Source organism: Klebsiella pneumoniae subsp. pneumoniae HS11286, assembly GCF_000240185.1.
GTDB classification, from domain to species: domain Bacteria; phylum Pseudomonadota; class Gammaproteobacteria; order Enterobacterales; family Enterobacteriaceae; genus Klebsiella; species Klebsiella pneumoniae.
On sequence record NC_016845.1, the window covers coordinates 4436898 to 4454826 of the forward strand.

The 17929-nt window shown below is 58.0% G+C and carries 17 protein-coding genes; 4 read left to right on the plus strand and 13 right to left on the minus strand.

The window, feature by feature from the left end:
- Positions 1 to 44: 44 nt before the first annotated feature.
- The 7 genes from KPHS_44040 to KPHS_44100 all read right to left on the minus strand — a co-directional run bounded on the left by KPHS_44040 (position 45) and on the right by KPHS_44100 (position 9278).
- Positions 45 to 2918 carry a glycine dehydrogenase gene (locus KPHS_44040; RefSeq protein ID YP_005228704.1) on the minus strand — a complete coding sequence of 958 codons (2874 nt, stop codon included), beginning with the start codon at positions 2916 to 2918 and terminating at the stop codon, positions 45 to 47.
- A gap of 206 nt (positions 2919 to 3124) precedes the next feature.
- Positions 3125 to 3514: a glycine cleavage system protein H gene (locus KPHS_44050; protein YP_005228705.1), complete on the minus strand. Its 390-nt coding sequence runs from the start codon at positions 3512 to 3514 to the stop codon at positions 3125 to 3127.
- Between the two features lie 24 nt (positions 3515 to 3538).
- Positions 3539 to 4633, minus strand: coding sequence for an aminomethyltransferase (locus KPHS_44060; protein ID YP_005228706.1), 1095 nt, complete (start codon positions 4631 to 4633; stop codon positions 3539 to 3541).
- Between the two features lie 422 nt (positions 4634 to 5055).
- Positions 5056 to 6258, minus strand: a complete 1203-nt coding sequence (locus tag KPHS_44070) for an FAD-dependent 2-octaprenylphenol hydroxylase (protein YP_005228707.1) — start codon at positions 6256 to 6258, stop codon at positions 5056 to 5058.
- Between the two features lie 10 nt (positions 6259 to 6268).
- The gene (locus KPHS_44080) at positions 6269 to 7447 is read right to left on the minus strand and encodes a 2-octaprenyl-6-methoxyphenyl hydroxylase (protein YP_005228708.1); all 1179 of its coding nucleotides are present in this window, start codon (positions 7445 to 7447) and stop codon (positions 6269 to 6271) included.
- Positions 7444 to 8760 (minus strand): proline aminopeptidase P II, encoded by a 1317-nt coding sequence (locus tag KPHS_44090; protein YP_005228709.1) that lies wholly within the window; start codon positions 8758 to 8760, stop codon positions 7444 to 7446. Before KPHS_44090 ends, KPHS_44080 begins: the two co-directional genes overlap by 4 nt.
- 23 nt (positions 8761 to 8783) lie before the next feature.
- The gene (locus KPHS_44100; protein ID YP_005228710.1) at positions 8784 to 9278 is read right to left on the minus strand and encodes a YecA family protein; all 495 of its coding nucleotides are present in this window, start codon (positions 9276 to 9278) and stop codon (positions 8784 to 8786) included.
- A gap of 902 nt (positions 9279 to 10180) precedes the next feature.
- Between KPHS_44100 and KPHS_44110 the strand changes: the two genes are divergently transcribed.
- Positions 10181 to 10777, plus strand: coding sequence for a putative ligase (locus KPHS_44110; RefSeq protein ID YP_005228711.1), 597 nt, complete (start codon positions 10181 to 10183; stop codon positions 10775 to 10777).
- An 83-nt stretch (positions 10778 to 10860) separates the two neighbouring features.
- Here KPHS_44110 and KPHS_44120 read toward each other — a convergent pair whose 3' ends face one another.
- On the minus strand, positions 10861 to 12093 hold the full coding sequence (locus KPHS_44120) for a D-3-phosphoglycerate dehydrogenase (RefSeq protein YP_005228712.1): 1233 nt from the start codon (positions 12091 to 12093) through the stop codon (positions 10861 to 10863).
- Positions 12094 to 12124: 31 nt separating this feature from the next.
- Between KPHS_44120 and KPHS_44130 the strand changes: the two genes are divergently transcribed.
- Complete coding sequence (locus KPHS_44130) at positions 12125 to 12262, plus strand: hypothetical protein (RefSeq protein YP_005228713.1); 138 nt, start codon at positions 12125 to 12127, stop codon at positions 12260 to 12262.
- 100 nt (positions 12263 to 12362) lie between these two features.
- Here the strand turns inward: KPHS_44130 and KPHS_44140 are convergent, their stop codons facing one another.
- On the minus strand, positions 12363 to 13022 hold the full coding sequence (locus tag KPHS_44140; protein ID YP_005228714.1) for a ribose-5-phosphate isomerase A: 660 nt from the start codon (positions 13020 to 13022) through the stop codon (positions 12363 to 12365).
- Between the two features lie 167 nt (positions 13023 to 13189).
- Between KPHS_44140 and KPHS_44150 the strand changes: the two genes are divergently transcribed.
- Positions 13190 to 14083, plus strand: a complete 894-nt coding sequence (locus KPHS_44150) for a chromosome replication initiation inhibitor protein (RefSeq protein YP_005228715.1) — start codon at positions 13190 to 13192, stop codon at positions 14081 to 14083.
- Between the two features lie 53 nt (positions 14084 to 14136).
- Here KPHS_44150 and KPHS_44160 read toward each other — a convergent pair whose 3' ends face one another.
- Both KPHS_44160 and KPHS_44170 read right to left on the minus strand, forming a co-directional pair.
- Complete coding sequence (locus KPHS_44160) at positions 14137 to 14904, minus strand: oxidative stress defense protein (RefSeq protein ID YP_005228716.1); 768 nt, start codon at positions 14902 to 14904, stop codon at positions 14137 to 14139.
- A gap of 89 nt (positions 14905 to 14993) precedes the next feature.
- Positions 14994 to 15587 carry an arginine exporter protein gene (locus tag KPHS_44170; RefSeq protein ID YP_005228717.1) on the minus strand — a complete coding sequence of 198 codons (594 nt, stop codon included), beginning with the start codon at positions 15585 to 15587 and terminating at the stop codon, positions 14994 to 14996.
- On the opposite strand from KPHS_44170, the gene KPHS_44180 reads away from it, so the two are divergent.
- A complete protein-coding gene (locus KPHS_44180) occupies positions 15564 to 15698 on the plus strand; it encodes a hypothetical protein (protein ID YP_005228718.1) in 135 nt (44 codons plus the stop codon). The two genes, KPHS_44170 and KPHS_44180, sit on opposite strands and share 24 nt — an antisense overlap.
- Before the next feature lie 82 nt (positions 15699 to 15780).
- Here the strand turns inward: KPHS_44180 and KPHS_44190 are convergent, their stop codons facing one another.
- Together KPHS_44190 and KPHS_44200 are read right to left on the minus strand one after the other, a co-directional pair.
- Positions 15781 to 16638 carry a mechanosensitive channel MscS gene (locus KPHS_44190; protein ID YP_005228719.1) on the minus strand — a complete coding sequence of 286 codons (858 nt, stop codon included), beginning with the start codon at positions 16636 to 16638 and terminating at the stop codon, positions 15781 to 15783.
- Between the two features lie 190 nt (positions 16639 to 16828).
- Entirely contained in the window at positions 16829 to 17908 is a 1080-nt protein-coding gene (locus tag KPHS_44200; RefSeq protein ID YP_005228720.1) for a fructose-bisphosphate aldolase, read from the minus strand.
- Positions 17909 to 17929: the final 21 nt, after the last annotated feature.

Consider the following 17929-nt stretch of genomic DNA (forward strand, 5'->3'; position numbering starts at 1 on the left):
TAAAGGCGCCGCAGCGCCTTTAAAAGTTTAGCTAAAACGCAAACTTACTGGTATTCGCTCATCGGCACGCAGGAGCAGAACAGGTTGCGGTCGCCGTAGACATCATCCAGACGTTTCACCGTCGGCCAGTACTTGTTGTGCAACCCAGCCGGGAATACCGCCAGCTCGCGGCTGTACGGATGGTTCCACTCGCCCACCAGCTCGCCCTGGGTGTGCGGCGCGTTCACCAGAGGGTTATCCTCCAACGGCCATTCGCCGGCTTTGACGCGGTCGATTTCCGCGCGGATCGCCAGCATCGCGTCGATAAAGCGGTCCAGCTCGACCTTGCTTTCCGATTCCGTCGGCTCAACCATCAGCGTCCCCGCTACCGGGAAAGACATGGTCGGGGCATGGAAGCCAAAGTCGATCAGGCGCTTGGCGATATCCAGCTCGCTAATGCCGGTCTCTTCTTTCAGCGGACGAATATCGAGAATACATTCGTGCGCTACGCGACCATCGCGACCGGTGTAGAGCACCGGGTAGGCGTCTTTCAGCCGGGTAGCGATGTAGTTGGCGTTAAGGATCGCGTTCTGGCTCGCCTGCTTCAGCCCTTCCGCGCCCATCATGCGGATATACATCCAGCTGATCGGCAAAATGGACGCGCTGCCGAACGGCGCGGCGGAAACCGCGCCCTGGCGGGTCAGCATACCTTCAATCTGTACCACGCTGTGGCCCGGCACGAACGGCGCCAGGTGCGCTTTCACGCCGATTGGGCCCATGCCCGGGCCGCCGCCGCCGTGCGGAATGCAGAACGTTTTATGCAGGTTGAGGTGCGAAACGTCGGCGCCGATAAAGCCCGGAGAGGTGATCCCGACCTGGGCGTTCATGTTGGCGCCGTCGAGATAAACCTGGCCGCCAAACTGGTGCACGATCTCGCACACTTCGCGAATGGTCTCTTCATACACGCCGTGGGTCGACGGATAGGTGACCATGATGCAGGAGAGATTGGCCCCCGCCTGCTCTGCTTTTTCACGCAGATCGGCGAGATCGATGTTGCCGTTTTTATCACAGGCAACGACCACTACCTGCATACCCGCCATCTGCGCGGAAGCCGGGTTGGTGCCGTGCGCGGAGCTAGGGATCAGGCAGATATCGCGATGGCCTTCGTTGCGGCTCTCGTGATAATGGCGAATCGCCAGCAGACCAGCATATTCACCCTGCGCGCCGGAGTTCGGCTGCATGCAGACGGCGTCATAGCCGGTCAGTTTCACCAGCCAGTCGGAAAGCTGGGCGATCATCTGCTGATACCCTTCCGCCTGCTCGACCGGGCAGAACGGGTGCAGCTCGGCGAATTCCGGCCAGGTGATCGGGATCATCTCCGCCGCGGCGTTCAGTTTCATGGTGCAGGAGCCCAGCGGGATCATCGCCTGGTTCAGCGCCAGATCTTTACGCTCCAGGGCGTGCATGTAGCGCATCATCTCGGTTTCGCTATGGTAGCGGTTAAACACCGGATGGGTGAGGATCGCATCGTCGCGCAGCATCGCCGCCGGGATCGAACGGCTATCCAGCGCCACGTCTTTATCCAGGGTATCGATATCCAGACCGTGATCGTCGCCGACGATGGCGCGGAACAGGTTCAGCACATCTTCGCGGGTGGTCGCTTCATCGAGCGTAATGCCCACCGCGCCGTGAATATCGCTGCGCAGGTTAATCTGCAGGGCTTCGGCACGCGCCAGCACCGCGGCTTTATCCGCCACTTCGACGCACAGGGTGTCGAAGTAGTGGGCATGGCGCAGCTTCAGCCCTTTCTTCTGCAGGCCGTCGGCCAGAATGTCGGTCAGACGATGAATGCGGCCAGCGATACGTTTCAGACCCGCCGGGCCGTGGAATACCGCGTACAGGCTGGCGATGTTGGCCAGCAGAACCTGCGAGGTACAAATGTTGGAGTTCGCTTTCTCACGGCGGATGTGCTGCTCGCGAGTCTGCATCGCCATGCGCAGCGCGGTATTCCCCGCCGCATCTTTCGATACGCCGATAATCCGGCCCGGCATGGAGCGTTTGAATTCATCTTTCGCCGCGAAGAAGGCTGCGTGCGGGCCGCCGTAGCCCATCGGCACGCCGAAGCGTTGGGCGGAACCGAAGACGATATCCGCGCCCTGCTTGCCCGGCGCCGTCAGCAGCACCAGCGCCATAAAGTCGGCAGCGACGCTGACAATCACTTTGCGCGCTTTCAGCTCGGCGATCAGTTTGCTGTAATCGTGGATTTCGCCGGTGGTGCCCACCTGCTGCAGCAGCACGCCGAAGACATCCTGGTGATCGAGCACTTTGTCGGCGTCATCGACGATGACGTCGAAACCGAAGGTTTCCGCGCGGGTGCGCACCACGTCCAGGGTTTGCGGATGGACGTCGGCGGCAACGAAGAAGCGGTTGGCGCTCTTCAGTTTACTGACGCGTTTGGCCATCGCCATCGCTTCGGCGGCGGCGGTGGCTTCATCAAGCAGCGAAGCGGAAGCGATATCCAACCCGGTCAGATCCAGAGTGACCTGCTGGAAGTTGAGCAGCGACTCCAGACGGCCCTGGGATACTTCCGGCTGGTAAGGGGTATAGGCGGTATACCAGCCCGGGTTTTCCAGCATGTTGCGCTGAATGACCGGCGGCAGCTGCACGGCGGTATAGCCCATGCCGATGTAAGACTTGAAGCGCTTGTTGCGACTGGCAATCGCCTTCAGCTCCGCCAGCGCGGCGAATTCGGTAGTCGCGTCGCCCACCTGCGGTGGGGTCGCCAGCTGGATATCCTGCGGCACAATCTGGCCGATCAGGGCGTTAAGCGAATCCGCGCCGACGGTCTTCAGCATCTCTTGCTGTTGCTGAGCGTCCGGGCCAATGTGACGTTCAATAAAGGCGTCGCGGTTTTCAAGCTGACTTAAAGTCTGAGTCATGAGCGATGGTTCCTGAAACGTGCGGTGAATCGTGGTTGTCTGACTGGTTTGCCCGGCAAGCGCTGATGCTTACCGGGCCAGAATACGCAAAATCATTCGCGTTGCAGGAAGGCGGCGACACAGCGACTCCCCGGGAGCTTACAAAAGTAAGTGACCGGGGGGAGCCAGGAAGCCAACGCCCCTGCAGCGTGAAGGATGAAGCGTATTTATTCGTCTTCCAGTAAAGCTTCATACGCGGCGGCATCCAGCAGCGCGGCAACCTGCGCTTCGTCGCTGGCTTTGATCTTGAAGATCCAGCCGTCAGTATACGGGTCGCTGTTGACCAGTTCCGGAGAGTCGTTCAGCTCTTCGTTGACGGCAACGATTTCACCGCTAATCGGCGCGTAGATATCGGAGGCCGCCTTCACGGATTCGGCAACCGCGCAATCGGCGCCCGCTTCAACGGTGGCGCCCACTTCCGGCAGGTCAACGAAAACCATATCGCCAAGCAGCTCCTGCGCGTGCTCGGTGATCCCTACGGTATAGGTGCCGTCCGCTTCTTTACGCAGCCACTCGTGTTCTTTGCTGTATTTCAGTTCTGCTGGTACGTTGCTCATCAATTCATCTCCAAAAAAGGGAAATCACACAATGGCTTTGCCATTGCGTACAAAACCAGGTTTAGTCACTTTTACCGGCATTTCACGGTTACGGATTTGCACCACCGCGGTGTCGCCAATCCCGGCCGGCACGCGAGCCAGCGCGATGCTGTAGCCCAGCGTCGGCGAGAAGGTGCCGCTGGTGATAATGCCTTCTTTTTGATTACCGTCGCTATCGGTAAAACGGACCGGCAGACCACCGCGCAGGACGCCTTTCTCGGTCATCACCAGGCCAACCAGCTGCTCGGTGCCTTTTTCGCGCTGCATCTCCAGCGCTTCGCGGCCGATGAAGTTACGATCGGCGGGCTCCCAGGCGATAGTCCAGCCCATGTTCGCCGCCAGCGGGGAAACGCCTTCGTCCATCTCCTGGCCGTACAGGTTCATCCCGGCCTCCAGGCGCAGGGTGTCGCGCGCCCCAAGACCGCACGGCTTAACGCCAGCGTCCAGCAGACCGCGCCAGAAATCAGCCGCCTGCTCGTTCGGCATCGCAATTTCATAACCCGCTTCGCCGGTATAGCCGGTGGTGGCGATAAACAGGTCGCCGGCCTGCACGCCGAAGAACGGCTTCATGCCTTCCACGGCCTGACGCTGAGCGTCGGTAAACAGCGTCGCCGCCTTCGCTTTCGCCTGGGGGCCCTGCACCGCGATCAGCGACAGATCGTCGCGAACGGTAATTTCAAGGCCGTAAGGTTCAGCTTGTTCGGAGATCCAGGCGAGGTCTTTTTCGCGGGTGGCGGAGTTAACAACGAGGCGGAAATAATCTTCAGAAAGGAAATAGACAATCAGGTCGTCGATGACGCCGGCGGAGGCGGTCAGCATGCCGGTGTAGAGCGCTTTGCCTGGGGTGGTGAGCTTCGCCACATCGTTGGCCAGCAAATAGCGCAAGAACTCGCGGATCCGGCTGCCGTGGAAATCGACGATGGTCATATGCGACACATCGAACATCCCTGCATCGCCGCGCACCGCATGGTGCTCATCAATCTGGGACCCGTAATGCAGCGGCATCATCCAGCCATGGAAATCCACCATGCGCGCGCCGCACAGCGTGTGTTGTTCATACAACGGAGTCTGTTGAGCCATCTTTTCCTCATCGAATAAAACGGAACCAGCCACGAAATTGTCGGCGATTTTGCGCCACGAAATTCGGCATCGGCATCGCTGACGGACGCCGACGCAAACGTTCTCTTTGGCCTGAACTTACCACCGAACCCGGCGCTAAACCATAAGCTCATTCAGGGCATCACATTAGCTTATGGCTAAAATCCGCCGAAAAGCCTACAGAGTTATTGACTGGAAAAAAGCGATTTACGCCACATAAAATTAACATTAACGGCGCGACAATTAGGTAATGATGGTGTTTTATGCGATTTTACGGCTCTAATTTCTTTAACAAAAAAAAGGACGCATTAATAAATCTAATGCGAAAAAAGAGGTGAAATTAGAATATTTCAAATGAGGGGGAAAACCCGGCGCCCAGGCCGGGTGAAAGAAGTGTGACGCGGTTAACGTAACCAGGCAGGCAGATCGTTGAGGCCCATCGCCTGGCGAATCAGCTGCGGTTTCACGCCAGGCAGCGTATCGGCCAGTTTGAGTCCCACATCGCGAAGAAATTTCTTCGCCGGATGGCTCCCGGAGAACATTTCGCGGAAGCCCTGCATGCCCGCCAGCATCAGCGCCGCGCTGTGCTTGCGGCTGCGCTCGTAGCGGCGCAGATAAAGATGCTGGCCGATATCTTTGCCCTGAGCGTGCAGGCGCTTCAGCTCGTCAATAAGCTCGGCGGCATCCATAAAACCGAGGTTGACCCCCTGCCCGGCCAGCGGATGGATGGTATGCGCGGCATCGCCGACCAGCGCCAGCCGGTGGGCGGCAAACTGACGGGCATAGCGGCCGGTCAGCGGGAAAACTTCACGTTCACTTGCCAGCTGGCAGAGGCCAAGGCGATTATCGAACGCGATATTCAGCGCCTGGTTGAAGGTGGTTTCATCAGCCTGCTGCATCCGCTGCGCTTCCCCCGGCGATAGCGACCAGACGATCGAGCACAGGTGCGGATCGCTGAGCGGCAGGAAGGCGAGGATCCCGTCGCCATGGAACGCCTGGCGGGCCACCGCCTGATGCGGCTCAGCGGTACGGATGGTCGCCACCAGCGCATGATGATGGTAATCCCAGAAGGTCAGCGGAATATCGGCTTTATTGCGCAGCCATGAATTGGCACCATCGGCGCCGATCACCAGCCGCGCGGTCAGCATGCTGCCGTCCTGCAGGCTGAGAAAGGCTTCATTCTCGCCCCACGCCACCTGCTGAAGTTCCGCCGGAGCCAGCAGGGTAACGTCAGCGCAACGCTGCGCCTTCTGCCACAATGCATGATGCACTACGGCATTTTCGATAATATAGCCAAGGTGGCTAAAGCCCATGCTCTGGTCATCGAAGCTAATGTGGCCAAAGCTGTCTTTATCCCATACTTCCATACCGTGATAGCAGCTGGCCCGCTGGGCGACGATCTCGCGCCAGACGTCCAGCTTCGTCAGCAGCTTTTCGCTGGCGGCATTAATTGCCGAAACGCGCAGCGCCGGCGGCGCATCGGCGGCCAGCGGTCGCGGCTCTGCTTTCTCCAGCACTGCGACGCGCAGGCCGCTACCCTGTAGACCGCAGGCTACCGCCAGCCCCACCATTCCACCGCCAACAATGGCAACATCAACACTTTGCACGTTCTACTCCTTAACGGGGAACCCAACCGAGGGTACGCTGCGCCAGCGCATCGCGCGCCGGGGTAAATAATTCCATCGCCATCAGACCGACGTTGCGCCCCGCCACCAGCGGCGCCCAACGGTTGGCAAACAGATGCACCAGCCCATCGGTCACGCCGATGGTGGCGGCTTTATCCCCTGCCCTGCGCGCCTGATAGCGGCACAGCAGCGGATAATGACCGACATCTTCGCCGCTGAGATGGGCGTCAGCGAGTAATTCCGCCAGGCTCATCACATCGCGCAGGCCGAGATTAAAGCCCTGCCCGGCGATCGGGTGCAGCGTCTGCGCCGCATTGCCGACCAGCGCCAGGCGGTGCGACACCGCGCGGCTGGCGGTGGTGAGGGCCAGCGGATAGACGCTGCGTTTCCCGGCGTGGGTAATACGCCCCAGCCGCCAGCCGAACGCCTGCTGCAGCTCCTGACAAAAGCGTTCGTCAGACCAGCTCTGCACCTCATCGCGGCGCGACTGCGGATGACACCACACCAGCGAGCAGCGCCCTTGCGACATCGGCAGCATCGCCAGCGGGCCATGCTCGGTAAAGCGCTCGAAGGCGCGACCTTCGTGGGGCAACGCGGTGCTGACGTTAGCAATGATCGCTATCTGCTCATACGGCTGCTGCTGCCAGCTGATGCCGCAGCGGGCGCCCAGTGCCGAACGGGAACCGTCCGCCGCCACCAGCAGCTTACCGTTAATGATTTCGCCGCCCTCAAGCGTAAGGCTGACGCTCTCCTGGCTGCGACTGACCGCTTCCACTTTCGCCGGACAGTGCAGCGTGACGCCCGGCGCCTCGCGCAGCAGACCAAACAGCCGCTGGCCGACATCGTGGAGTTCAACCACCTGGCCCAGCGCCGACAGGCCATAATCCGCGGCCGCCAGATTCACAAACCCGGCATGACCGCGGTCGCTGACGTGTACTCGCTGGATGGGCGTCGCGCGTTCGGCGAGGCGTTGCCAGATACCGATACGCGCCAGCTGCTGGCAGGTGCCCGCAGCCAGGGCGATCGCCCGGTCGTCAAAGCCAGGGTGGCGTGAAGAATGCGGATCCTGCGCTTCAATGAGGTGGACCGGCAGCGCGCCGCCAGTCAAACGGGAGATGGCCAGCGCGAGCGTCGCGCCGGTCATCCCGCCCCCGACGATCAGCACGCTCATGACTGGCGCGCCGCCGCCATCAGCGCCTCGATCTCATCCGCCTTCTTCACCACGCCGGCGGTGAGATTTTCGTTACCGTCTTCGGTAATCACGATGTCATCTTCAATACGGATGCCGATGCCGCGATACTGCGCCGGCACGTCGGCATCGGTGGCGATATACAGTCCTGGCTCGACGGTCAGCACCATTCCCGGCTCCAGGACGCGCGAACGGTCGGTGTCGTAATTACCGACATCGTGCACATCCAGACCCAGCCAGTGGCTCAGGCCATGCATAAAGTACGGGCGGTGGGCGTTGTTGGCGATAAGCTCGTCAATCTCGCCTTTCAGGATCCCCAGCCGCACCAGGCCGGTAATCATAATGCGCACCACTTCCTGGTTGACCTGACAGATCGAGGTGCCCGGCCGATAGAGTTTCAGCGCGGTCTCCAGCGATTCGAGCACAATGTCGTAGATCTCGCGCTGCGGCTGGGTAAATTTACCGTTTACCGGGAAGGTGCGGGTAATGTCCCCGGCATAGCCGCGATACTCGCAGCCGGCGTCAATCAGGACTAAATCGCCGTCGCGCAGTTCAGATTCGTTTTCGGTGTAGTGCAGAATACAGCCGTTTTCGCCGCCGCCAACGATGGTGTTATAGGAGGGGAAACGTGCCCCGTGGCGGTTGAATTCATGGAGAATTTCACCTTCCAGCTGATATTCGAACATGCCAGGGCGGCATTTTTCCATCGCCCGGGTATGGGCCAGCGCGGTGATCTCCCCGGCGCGGCGCATCACGGCAAGCTCTTCCGCGGATTTAAACAGGCGCATCTCATGCACAATGGGCCGCCAGTCGATAACCGAGTTCGGCGCCTGCAGATTCTGGCGCGAGCCTTTGCGCAGTTTTTCGAGGGCGTTGAACACAATCTCATCGGCATAGGCATATTCACCCTGGGCGAAGTAGATCGCGTCCAGACCGTTGAGCAGCTGATACAGCTGCTGGTTGATTTCGCTGAACGCCAGCGCCCGGTCGACGCCAAGCTTCGCCGGCGCGGCCTCCTGGCCCAGACGGCGTCCAAACCAGATCTCAGCGGTCAGATCGCGAACCCGGTTGAACAGCACGCTATGGTTGTGGGTTTCATCGCTTTTAATCAACACCAGCAGCGCTTCCGGTTCGTTAAAGCCGGTGAAGTACCAGAAATCGCTGTTCTGCCGGTAGGGATATTCCGAATCTGCACTGCGCACCGCTTCCGGTGCGGCGAAAATCAGCGCCGCGCTGCCTGGCTGCATCTGCGCCAACAGCGTCTGGCGACGCGATAGAAATTCCTGCTGAGTCATGACGCCCCCTGAACGAATTTTAGTTAGTGTAATGTCGGTTTGCGGACTTCCGGTGCGGTTGGCTGCTGACGGGCAAAGGTGTCGTGGCACAGCAGTGCGGCAACGCGGACATACTCGATAATCTCCTCCAGAGACATCTCCAGCTCTTCCTGATCTTCGTCTTCATCGTAGCCCAGCTGGGCAATATTACGCAGATCGTCAATCGCTTCCCCGGTTTCATCCTTCACTTTATCCAGCTTCGGCTGGCTAACGCCAAGACCAAGCAGGAAGTGGTTGACCCAACCGGCGAGGGCGTCGGCACGGTCAAAGACGCTCACCGCATCGCCTTCCGGCAGATACAGTTGAAAGAGGAAACCGTCGTCATCCAGTGAATCGCTGATGGCGGAATGCATGTTACGCAGCGCCTGAGCCAGTTCATGGCCAAAGGCGAGACCTTCGTTGGTCAGGTCGTGCACCAGCGGCTGCCAGCTGCTGTCCGTGTTGCCGCCGCACAGCAATCCGCTGATCAAACCGTGCATTTCGGCCGGGGTGAGACCTACCCCTTGTTGGTTCAGTAACTGGTCTACATCGTTGTAACCAGGCATTTCGTTCTGTATAGACATGCGCATTCGTCATCGTTGGGAGGAATATTCATGGTATGCTACCACTTTGGACCCTGGTGAACCAGAATAGGGCTTGTATCTTCGCACCAGGGTAGCTATAGTGTCGCCCCTTCGCAGACCCGGGCCAGGGTGTGAAGGCAGCGCAGTCAATCAGCAGGAAGGTGGCATGTCTGCACAACCCGTAGATCTCCAAATTTTCGGCCGTTCACTGCGAGTGAATTGCCCGCCTGAACAAAGGGATGCCCTGAATCAGGCAGCTGAAGACCTTAATCAGCGGTTGCAAGATTTAAAAGAACGCACTAGAGTCACAAATACTGAGCAGCTGGTCTTCATCGCGGCGTTGAACATCAGCTATGAGTTGACTCAGGAAAAGCGAAGACCCGCGACTACGCTTCCAGCATGGAGCAGCGCATTCGCATGCTTCAGCAGACCATCGAACAAGCATTGCTTGAGCAAGGTCGCATAAGCGAAAAGCCAGGGTCGAAGTTTGAATAACACTTTGCAGTTAACTGTGTTAGAGTAATCGCAAGAACAAAATTTCTCTGAGATGTTTGCAAGCGGGCCAGTCCCCTGAGCCGATATTTCATACCACAAGAATGTGGCGCTCCACGGTTGGTGAGCATGCTCGGTTCGTCCGAGAAGCCTTAAAACCGTGACGACACATTCACCTTGAACCAAGGGTTCAAGGGTTACAGCCTGCGGCGGCATCTCGGAGATTCCCTTCTTTACTTCGCATCATCCCCCATACGTGTTTTCGGCTGAAGCCGCCCTGTATTACACTTGCTCCTATTGTTTCGCCAGCTCGTAACGAGACCTGCATGACTATACAGCCCGATACCCTGCTCTCCCGTCAGCATATTCGCCAGCAGATCCGCGATCGTCGACGCGCACTCAGCCCGGAGCAACAGCGCCTGTTTGCCCAACAGGCCGCCGAGCGGATGATGGCCTGGCCGCCGGTAGTTCTCGCCCACAACGTGGCGCTGTTTCTCTCCTTTGACGGCGAGCTGGACACCCAGCCGCTGATCGACCAGCTCTGGCGCGCCGGCAAGCGGGTATATCTCCCGGTGCTGCATCCCTTTAGCCCCGGCAATCTGCTGTTTTTACACTACCATCCGCAGAGCCAACTGATCGTGAATCGCCTGAAGATCCGCGAACCGAAGCTCGATGTGCGGGATGTGCTGCCGCTGGCTGAACTCGATGTGCTGGTGACCCCGCTGGTGGCCTTCGATGTCAGTGGCCAACGGCTGGGAATGGGCGGCGGTTTTTACGACCGGACGCTGCAAAACTGGCAGCAGTATCGCCTGCAGCCGGTGGGCTACGCGCACGACTGCCAGCAGGTGGATAGCCTGCCGAGCGAAGAGTGGGATATCCCGCTGCCGGCGGTCATCACCCCGGGAAAAACCTGGTGTTGGTAGGTACGCGGGGACGAGAAATTCAGCCTGGAAAGTATTAACAAAAAAACGGGCAGGTACGCGACCTGCCCGAGAGGCAAAAATGATTAGAACAGCAGACGGGCGCGGATAGTCCCCGGGATCGCTTTCATTGCCTGCAGCGCCTGCTGGGCAACATCTTCCTCCGCTTCAATATCAATCACCACGTAGCCCATCTGCGGCGACGTTTGCAGATACTGGGCAGCAATGTTGATGCTCTGCGCGGCGAAGATTTGGTTGATTGCGGTCAGGACGCCCGGTCGGTTCTCATGGATATGCAGCAGACGGCGGCCGCCGTGCAGCGGTAGAGAAACTTCCGGGAAGTTAACTGCCGACAGGGTTGACCCGTTGTCAGAGTATTTCGCCAGCTTGCCAGCTACTTCCAGACCGATGTTCTCCTGCGCTTCCTGAGTGGAGCCACCGATATGCGGTGTGAGGATCACGTTATCAAACTCGCACAGCGGCGAAGTGAAGGGGTCGCTGTTGGTCGCAGGTTCAGTCGGGAAGACGTCGATAGCCGCCCCGGCCAGATGCTTACTGGCCAGCGCATCGCATAGCGCCGGAATGTCCACCACGGTACCGCGGGAGGCGTTGATCAGCAGCGCGCCCGGCTTCATCAGCGCCAGTTCTTCCGCGCCCATCATATTTTTGGTAGAGGCGTTTTCCGGCACGTGCAGGCTGACCACATCGCTCATGTTCAGCAGGTCGGAGAGATGCTGTACCTGAGTGGCGTTGCCGAGCGGCAGTTTGTTTTCAATATCATAGAAGAAGACGTGCATTCCCAGCGATTCCGCCAGAATGCCAAGCTGGGTACCGATGTGGCCGTAACCGATGATGCCCAGCTTTTTACCACGCGCTTCGAAGCTGCCGACCGCCTGCTTGTTCCACACCCCGCGGTGCGCTTTGGCGTTGGCTTCCGGCACGCCGCGCAGCATCAGCAGCAGTTCGCCGATCACCAACTCGGCCACCGAGCGGGTGTTAGAGAACGGCGCGTTAAACACCGGAATACCGCGCTTCGCAGCGGCGTTCAGATCGACCTGGTTGGTCCCGATGCAGAAGCAACCGACGGCAACCAGTTTTTCCGCTGCGGCGAAAATCTCTTCAGTCAGATGGGTACGGGAACGCAGGCCGATGAAATGGGCATCACGGATCGACGCTTTCAGCTGTTCTGAATCCAGCGCGCCTTTATGAAATTCAATGTTGGTGTAACCCGCTGCGCGAAGGCTATCGATTGCCTTTTGATGCACACCTTCAACCAGCAGAAATTTAATCTTGTCTTTTTCCAGTGATACCTTAGCCATTTCCCCGTCCTGTTTTGTCTTAACTGATGTCGTGCTGAACGAAAGTTCGTCTCAGCAACATATCAAAAAAAACTATCGCGGCAATATGAACGTTTGCGTCGCCGTCCTGAAGAAATGTCATCCAGAGGGAAATCGCAGGACAAAACACCAGAAAGAGAAGAAATGGTAGCGTGTAAATCAGAATGGTTGCATAAATGTGACAGAAGTCACCAAATTGCACCTGGTGAAAAAATATTTGCGAGGGAGCCGGTCGGCTCCCTGCGGACAGACTATTTTACGATGGTCTTCACGCCGTCGGCAGTACCAATCAGCGCCACGTCGGCGCCACGGTTGGCGAACAGCCCCACGGTGACAACGCCAGGAATACCGTTGATCGCGTTTTCCAGCGCGATCGCATCGAGAATTTCCAGGCCGTGCACGTCAAGGATCACGTTGCCGTTATCGGTCACCACGCCCTGACGGTACTCTGGACGGCCGCCCAGCTTGACCAGCTGACGCGCCACGGCGCTGCGCGCCATCGGAATGACTTCCACCGGCAGCGGGAACTTGCCCAGAATATCGACCTGCTTGGAGGCGTCGGCGATGCAGATAAATTTATCCGCGACCGAGGCGATGATCTTTTCACGGGTCAGCGCCGCGCCGCCGCCTTTGATCATCTGCATATGGCCGTTGATCTCATCCGCGCCGTCAACATAGATCCCCAGGCGATCGACGCTGTTAAGATCGAAGACGGTGATCCCGAGGCTTTTCAGCTTCTCGGTGGAGGCGTCGGAGCTGGAAACCGCCCCTTCGATCTGCCCCTTCATGGTGCCCAGCGCGTCAATAAAATGGGCCGCCGTCGAGCCGGTGCCTACGCCGACAATAGTCCCTGGCTGTACATATTGCAGTGCTGCCCAACCTACCGCTTTTTTCAGTTCATCCTGCGTCATAATTCTGGTCCGAGATGTGAATGCCTGTGGCGCATTATAGAACATCGATAGTGGAAATGTCCCTGCGATGCAGATCACACAACTGAACAGACCAATTTCGTCTGTATCAAATAAAAATTTATGTCATAGTGCGAGATAACGATTAGTTATGGGGGCACGCCAGAATAATGAAACGACCGGACTACAGGACACTACAAGCGCTGGATGCGGTGATTAGGGAACGAGGATTTGAGCGCGCCGCGCAGAAGCTATGTATTACCCAGTCCGCCGTCTCACAGCGTATTAAGCAGCTGGAAAATATGTTCGGCCAGCCGCTGCTGGTGCGTACCGTGCCGCCGCGCCCCACCGAGCAAGGACAGAAACTGCTGGCTCTGTTGCGCCAGGTTGAACTGCTGGAGGAAGAGTGGCTGGGCGATGAACAAACCGGCTCGACGCCGCTGCTGCTGTCGCTGGCGGTGAACGCCGACAGTCTGGCGACCTGGCTGCTGCCGGCGCTGGCCAACGTTCTGTCAGACTCCCCTATTCGTCTCAACCTGCAGGTGGAAGATGAAACCCGCACCCAGGAGCGCCTGCGCCGTGGCGAAGTAGTGGGCGCAGTGAGTATCCAGCCGCAGGCGCTGCCAAGCTGCCTGGTGGATCAGCTGGGGGCGCTCGATTACCTGTTTGTCGCATCAAAAGAGTTTGCGCAACGCTATTTCCCGAATGGCGTGACGCGTTCGGCGCTGCTTAAGGCGCCAGTCGTCGCCTTCGACCATCTGGACGATATGCATCAGGCGTTCCTGCAGCAAAACTTCGACCTGCCGCCGGGCAGCGTCCCCTGCCACATCGTCAACTCGTCGGAAGCTTTCGTGCAGCTGGCGCGCCAGGGCACCACCTGCTGTATGATCCCGCATCTGCAGATCGAAAAAGAGCTCAACAGCGGCGAACTTATCGATCTCACCCCGGGCCTGTTCCAGCGCCGCATGCTCTACTGGCACCGCTTCGCCCCGGAAAGCCGCATGATGCGCCGGGTGACCGATGCGCTCATTGACTACGGACACAAGGTGCTGCGTCAGGATTAAACCGCGGGCATAAAAAAGCCACTTCGCTGAAGTGGCTTTTTTGTTTCTATCGCTTACTGGGCCGGTTTCGGCGTTTCCGCCGGTTTCGCCGGGGTGGCTGGAGCAGCGGCTTGCGCCGGCTGCAGCTCAAAGACTACATCGACCTGGTCGTCAAACTGGATAGTCGCCTGCTCGTAGGTTTCCTGGGCAGAAACCGGCGCAGCGTCAGCAGCCTTCATCATGCGAACCATCGGGCTCGGCTGATAGTTGGAGACATGGTAGCGCACGCTGTACACCGGACCCAGCTTGCTGTGGAAGCCTGCGGCCAGCTCCTGCGCCTGATGCACGGCGTCGTCGATCGCCGCTTTACGCGCTTTATCTTTGTAGGCGTCCGGTTGCGCAACGCCCAGCGAGACGGAGCGAATCTCGTTGAGACCCGCTTTCAGGGCGCCATCCAGCAGACCGTTGAGTTTATCCAGCTGGCGCAAGGTCACTTCCACTGTGCGCACCGCGCGATAGCCTTTCAGAATGCTTTTCCCGTTCTGATAGTCGTAATCAGGCTGGGTACGCAGATTCGCCGAGTTGATGTCCTTTTTAGCAATACCGCTCTTTTCGAGGAAAGAGAGATATTGCGCAACGCGATCGTCAGCCTGTTTTTTTGCCGACGCGGCGTCTTTTGCCGACACGTTCACTTCGATCGCCAGGGTGGCGATGTCCGGAACCGCGGCAACGCTTGCTGTGCCTGAAGTCACAATGTGCGGGCCATCCGGCAATTCGCTGGCCTGTGCCGCCATCGTGGTCAATCCGAGTGTTGCCGCCAGGGCTAAGACTTTTAACTTCACTGTCGTTTCTCCATGTTACTTAAATCGCCCTTACGGGACGCATGCCAGCAAGCTTAGCGCGTACAGCAGGAAAGTCCATCGGACAACGCTTAGTTAAGCAACGCCTGGATATGGCTGACGCCTTCTCTTGCCAGCTGAAACGCAATAAACCACATGACGGCGCCGACCACAATATTGATGATCCGCTGGGCTCTGGCGGTACGCAGTCGCGGCGCCAGCCAGGCGGCTAACAGCGCCAGGCCAAAGAACCACAGGAAAGAGGCGCTAATGGTCCCTAGCGCAAACCAGCGCTTCGGCTCCACCGCCAGCTGACCTCCCAGACTGCCTAACACCACAAAGGTGTCCAGATAAACGTGCGGGTTAAGCCAGGTCACCGCCAGCATGGTGATAATGATTTTCCAGCGCCCCTGCTGCATTACCTCTGCATTGGCGAGTTCAAGACTCTGACTGAACGCCGTTTTCAATGCGCCGAAGCCATACCACAGCAAAAAGGCCACGCCGCCCCAGGTCACTAGCGCCAGCAGCCACGGGGATTGCATCAGCAGTGCGCTACCGCCGAAAATGCCAGCGCAGATTAACAGCAAGTCGCTGACCGCGCATAGCAGGGCAATCATCAGATGATACTGACGACGGATCCCCTGATTTATCACAAAGGCATTTTGTGGGCCAAGCGGCAATATCATAGCCGCTCCCAGGGCAAGCCCCTGAAAGTAATAAGTAAACATAAGGATTTATCCGCTGAGTTCGAGAGTGGCGCTGACTATAGCGTGAATGAATTATTAGCGGAAATTTAAATAATTAATCATTAATTAGAACAACTAATGATGAGCTATTGAAAAAGGCCGGCATGGCCGGCCTGAGTTATTGAGAGGCGGTTTACTCTGCTTTTTCCGGCAGGCGCACCACATGAACATCCATCTGCGGGTAAGGGAAGCTGATGCCGTTGGCGTCAAATTCACGCTTGATACGCTCGAGGATATCCCAGTAGACGTTTTGCAGATCGCTGCTTTTGCTCCACACGCGCACCACGAAGTTCACCGACGAGGCGCCGAGTTCGTTCAGACGAACGGTCATTTCCCGATCGCGCAGAATTCGATCGTCAGATTCGATAATCGAGGTCAGCAGCTGCTTTACCTTGTCGATATCAGCATCGTAAGCGACGCCGATAATAAACTCATTGCGACGCGCAGGCTCCCGGGAGAAGTTAATGATATTGCCGGCGATGATTTTCCCGTTCGGGACCACCACTACCTTACCGTCCGCGGTACGCAGGGTGGTGGAGAAAATCTGCACGTTCAACACCGTACCTGCCACGCCGCCAAGGTCGACATACTCGCCAGCGCGGAACGGGCGGAACATCACCAGCAGTACGCCTGCGGCAAGGTTCGACAGCGATCCCTGCAGCGCTAAACCCACCGCCAAACCGGCAGCACCCAGCACCGCAATCACCGAGGCGGTCTGCACGCCTACCCGCCCCAGGGCGGCAATCAGCGTAAAGGCGATAACCGCATAGCGCACCAGCGCAGAGAGAAAATCGGCCACGGTAGCGTCAATTTTACGCGCCAGCATCAGGCGGTTGACGGTATTAGAGACGACGCGCGCCACGATCATCCCGACGATCAGGATAGCGATAGCCGCGACGATGTTGACGGCATAGCTCAGCAGCAGCTCCTGATTGCGTGCCAGCCACGTCCCGGCGTGGTTGATGCTATCGACAACGTTCAAATCTTCCATTTAACATTCCTTATGAATCCCCTGGGGGAAAGTAAATAACTCAGCCTGCGACAGGGCAGTCAGGTTATAGGGTAAACAATAAGTGCACGTTTTGCCAAATGGATCACAGTTTTCTGCCACGCTATCCTGTTGTTAAGATAATAAAAAAGCCCGCATTGCTGCGGGCTTCCAGGTAAGAAACAGATTTTTCTTACAGAACGTCGATCGCGTTCAGCTCTTTAAATGCCTGCTCCAGACGAGTCACCATGGAAGTCTGGGCAGCACGCAGCCATACGCGCGGGTCGTAGTATTTCTTGTTCGGCTGGTCTTCGCCTTTCGGGTTGCCCAGCTGGCCCTGCAGGTAAGCTTCGTTCGCTTTGTAATACTGCAGGATACCGTCCCAGGTTGCCCATTGGGTGTCGGTATCAATGTTCATTTTCACCACGCCGTAGCTGACGGAGTCTTTGATTTCCTGAGCGGAAGAACCGGAACCGCCGTGGAACACGAAGTTCAGGCTGTTGTGCGGCAGGTTGTGTTTCTTGGAAACATATTCCTGAGAGTCGCGCAGGATGGTCGGGGTCAGAACTACGTTACCTGGTTTGTACACGCCGTGTACGTTACCGAAGGAAGCGGCGATGGTGAAACGCGGGCTGATTTTGCTCAGCTCGGTGTAGGCGTAATCCACGTCTTCCGGCTGGGTGTACAGGGCGGAAGCGTCCATGTGGCTGTTATCCACGCCGTCTTCTTCACCGCCGGTGCAGCCCAGTTCGATTTCCAGGGTCATGCCCATTTTGGACATGCGAGCCAGGTACTTGGAGCAGATCTCGATGTTTTCGTGCAGGGACTCTTCAGACAGGTCGATCATGTGGGAAGAGAACAGCGGTTTGCCAGTAGCGGCGAAGTGTTTTTCACCGGCGTCCAGCAGGCCGTCGATCCACGGCAGCAGTTTCTTCGCGCAGTGGTCAGTGTGCAGGATAACCGGCACGCCGTAGTGTTCAGCCATCTGGTGCACGTGGTGGGCGCCAGAGATAGCGCCGAGGATAGCAGCACCCTGAGGAACGTCAGTTTTCACGCCTTTACCTGCGATGAACGCTGCGCCGCCGTTAGAGAACTGAACGATAACCGGAGAGCGAACTTTCGCTGCAGCTTCCAGAACGGCGTTGATGGAATCAGTACCTACGCAGTTTACCGCCGGCAGTGCAAAGTTGTTTTCTTTCGCTACCTGGAACACTTTCTGAACGTCGTCGCCAGTGATGACGCCCGGTTTTACGAAATCAAAAATTTTAGACATGTTACTTAGTCCTGTATCTGT

Bases quoted from the DNA above. Each gene is read 5' to 3' on its own strand.
- KPHS_44150 (YP_005228715.1), top strand. From the start codon at position 13,190: ATGAAACGACCGGACTACAGGACACTACAAGCGCTGGATGCGGTGATT.
- KPHS_44190 (YP_005228719.1), bottom strand. From the start codon at position 16,638: ATGGAAGATTTGAACGTTGTCGATAGCATCAACCACGCCGGGACGTGG.
- KPHS_44200 (YP_005228720.1), bottom strand. From the start codon at position 17,908: ATGTCTAAAATTTTTGATTTCGTAAAACCGGGCGTCATCACTGGCGAC.
- KPHS_44090 (YP_005228709.1), bottom strand. From the start codon at position 8,760: ATGACTCAGCAGGAATTTCTATCGCGTCGCCAGACGCTGTTGGCGCAG.
- KPHS_44140 (YP_005228714.1), bottom strand. From the start codon at position 13,022: ATGACGCAGGATGAACTGAAAAAAGCGGTAGGTTGGGCAGCACTGCAA.
- KPHS_44080 (YP_005228708.1), bottom strand. From the start codon at position 7,447: ATGAGCGTGCTGATCGTCGGGGGCGGGATGACCGGCGCGACGCTCGCG.
- KPHS_44100 (YP_005228710.1), bottom strand. From the start codon at position 9,278: ATGCACGGTTTGATCAGCGGATTGCTGTGCGGCGGCAACACGGACAGC.
- KPHS_44120 (YP_005228712.1), bottom strand. From the start codon at position 12,093: ATGGCTAAGGTATCACTGGAAAAAGACAAGATTAAATTTCTGCTGGTT.
- KPHS_44050 (YP_005228705.1), bottom strand. From the start codon at position 3,514: ATGAGCAACGTACCAGCAGAACTGAAATACAGCAAAGAACACGAGTGG.
- KPHS_44060 (YP_005228706.1), bottom strand. From the start codon at position 4,633: ATGGCTCAACAGACTCCGTTGTATGAACAACACACGCTGTGCGGCGCG.
- KPHS_44170 (YP_005228717.1), bottom strand. From the start codon at position 15,587: ATGATATTGCCGCTTGGCCCACAAAATGCCTTTGTGATAAATCAGGGG.
- KPHS_44110 (YP_005228711.1), top strand. From the start codon at position 10,181: ATGACTATACAGCCCGATACCCTGCTCTCCCGTCAGCATATTCGCCAG.
- KPHS_44040 (YP_005228704.1), bottom strand. From the start codon at position 2,918: ATGACTCAGACTTTAAGTCAGCTTGAAAACCGCGACGCCTTTATTGAA.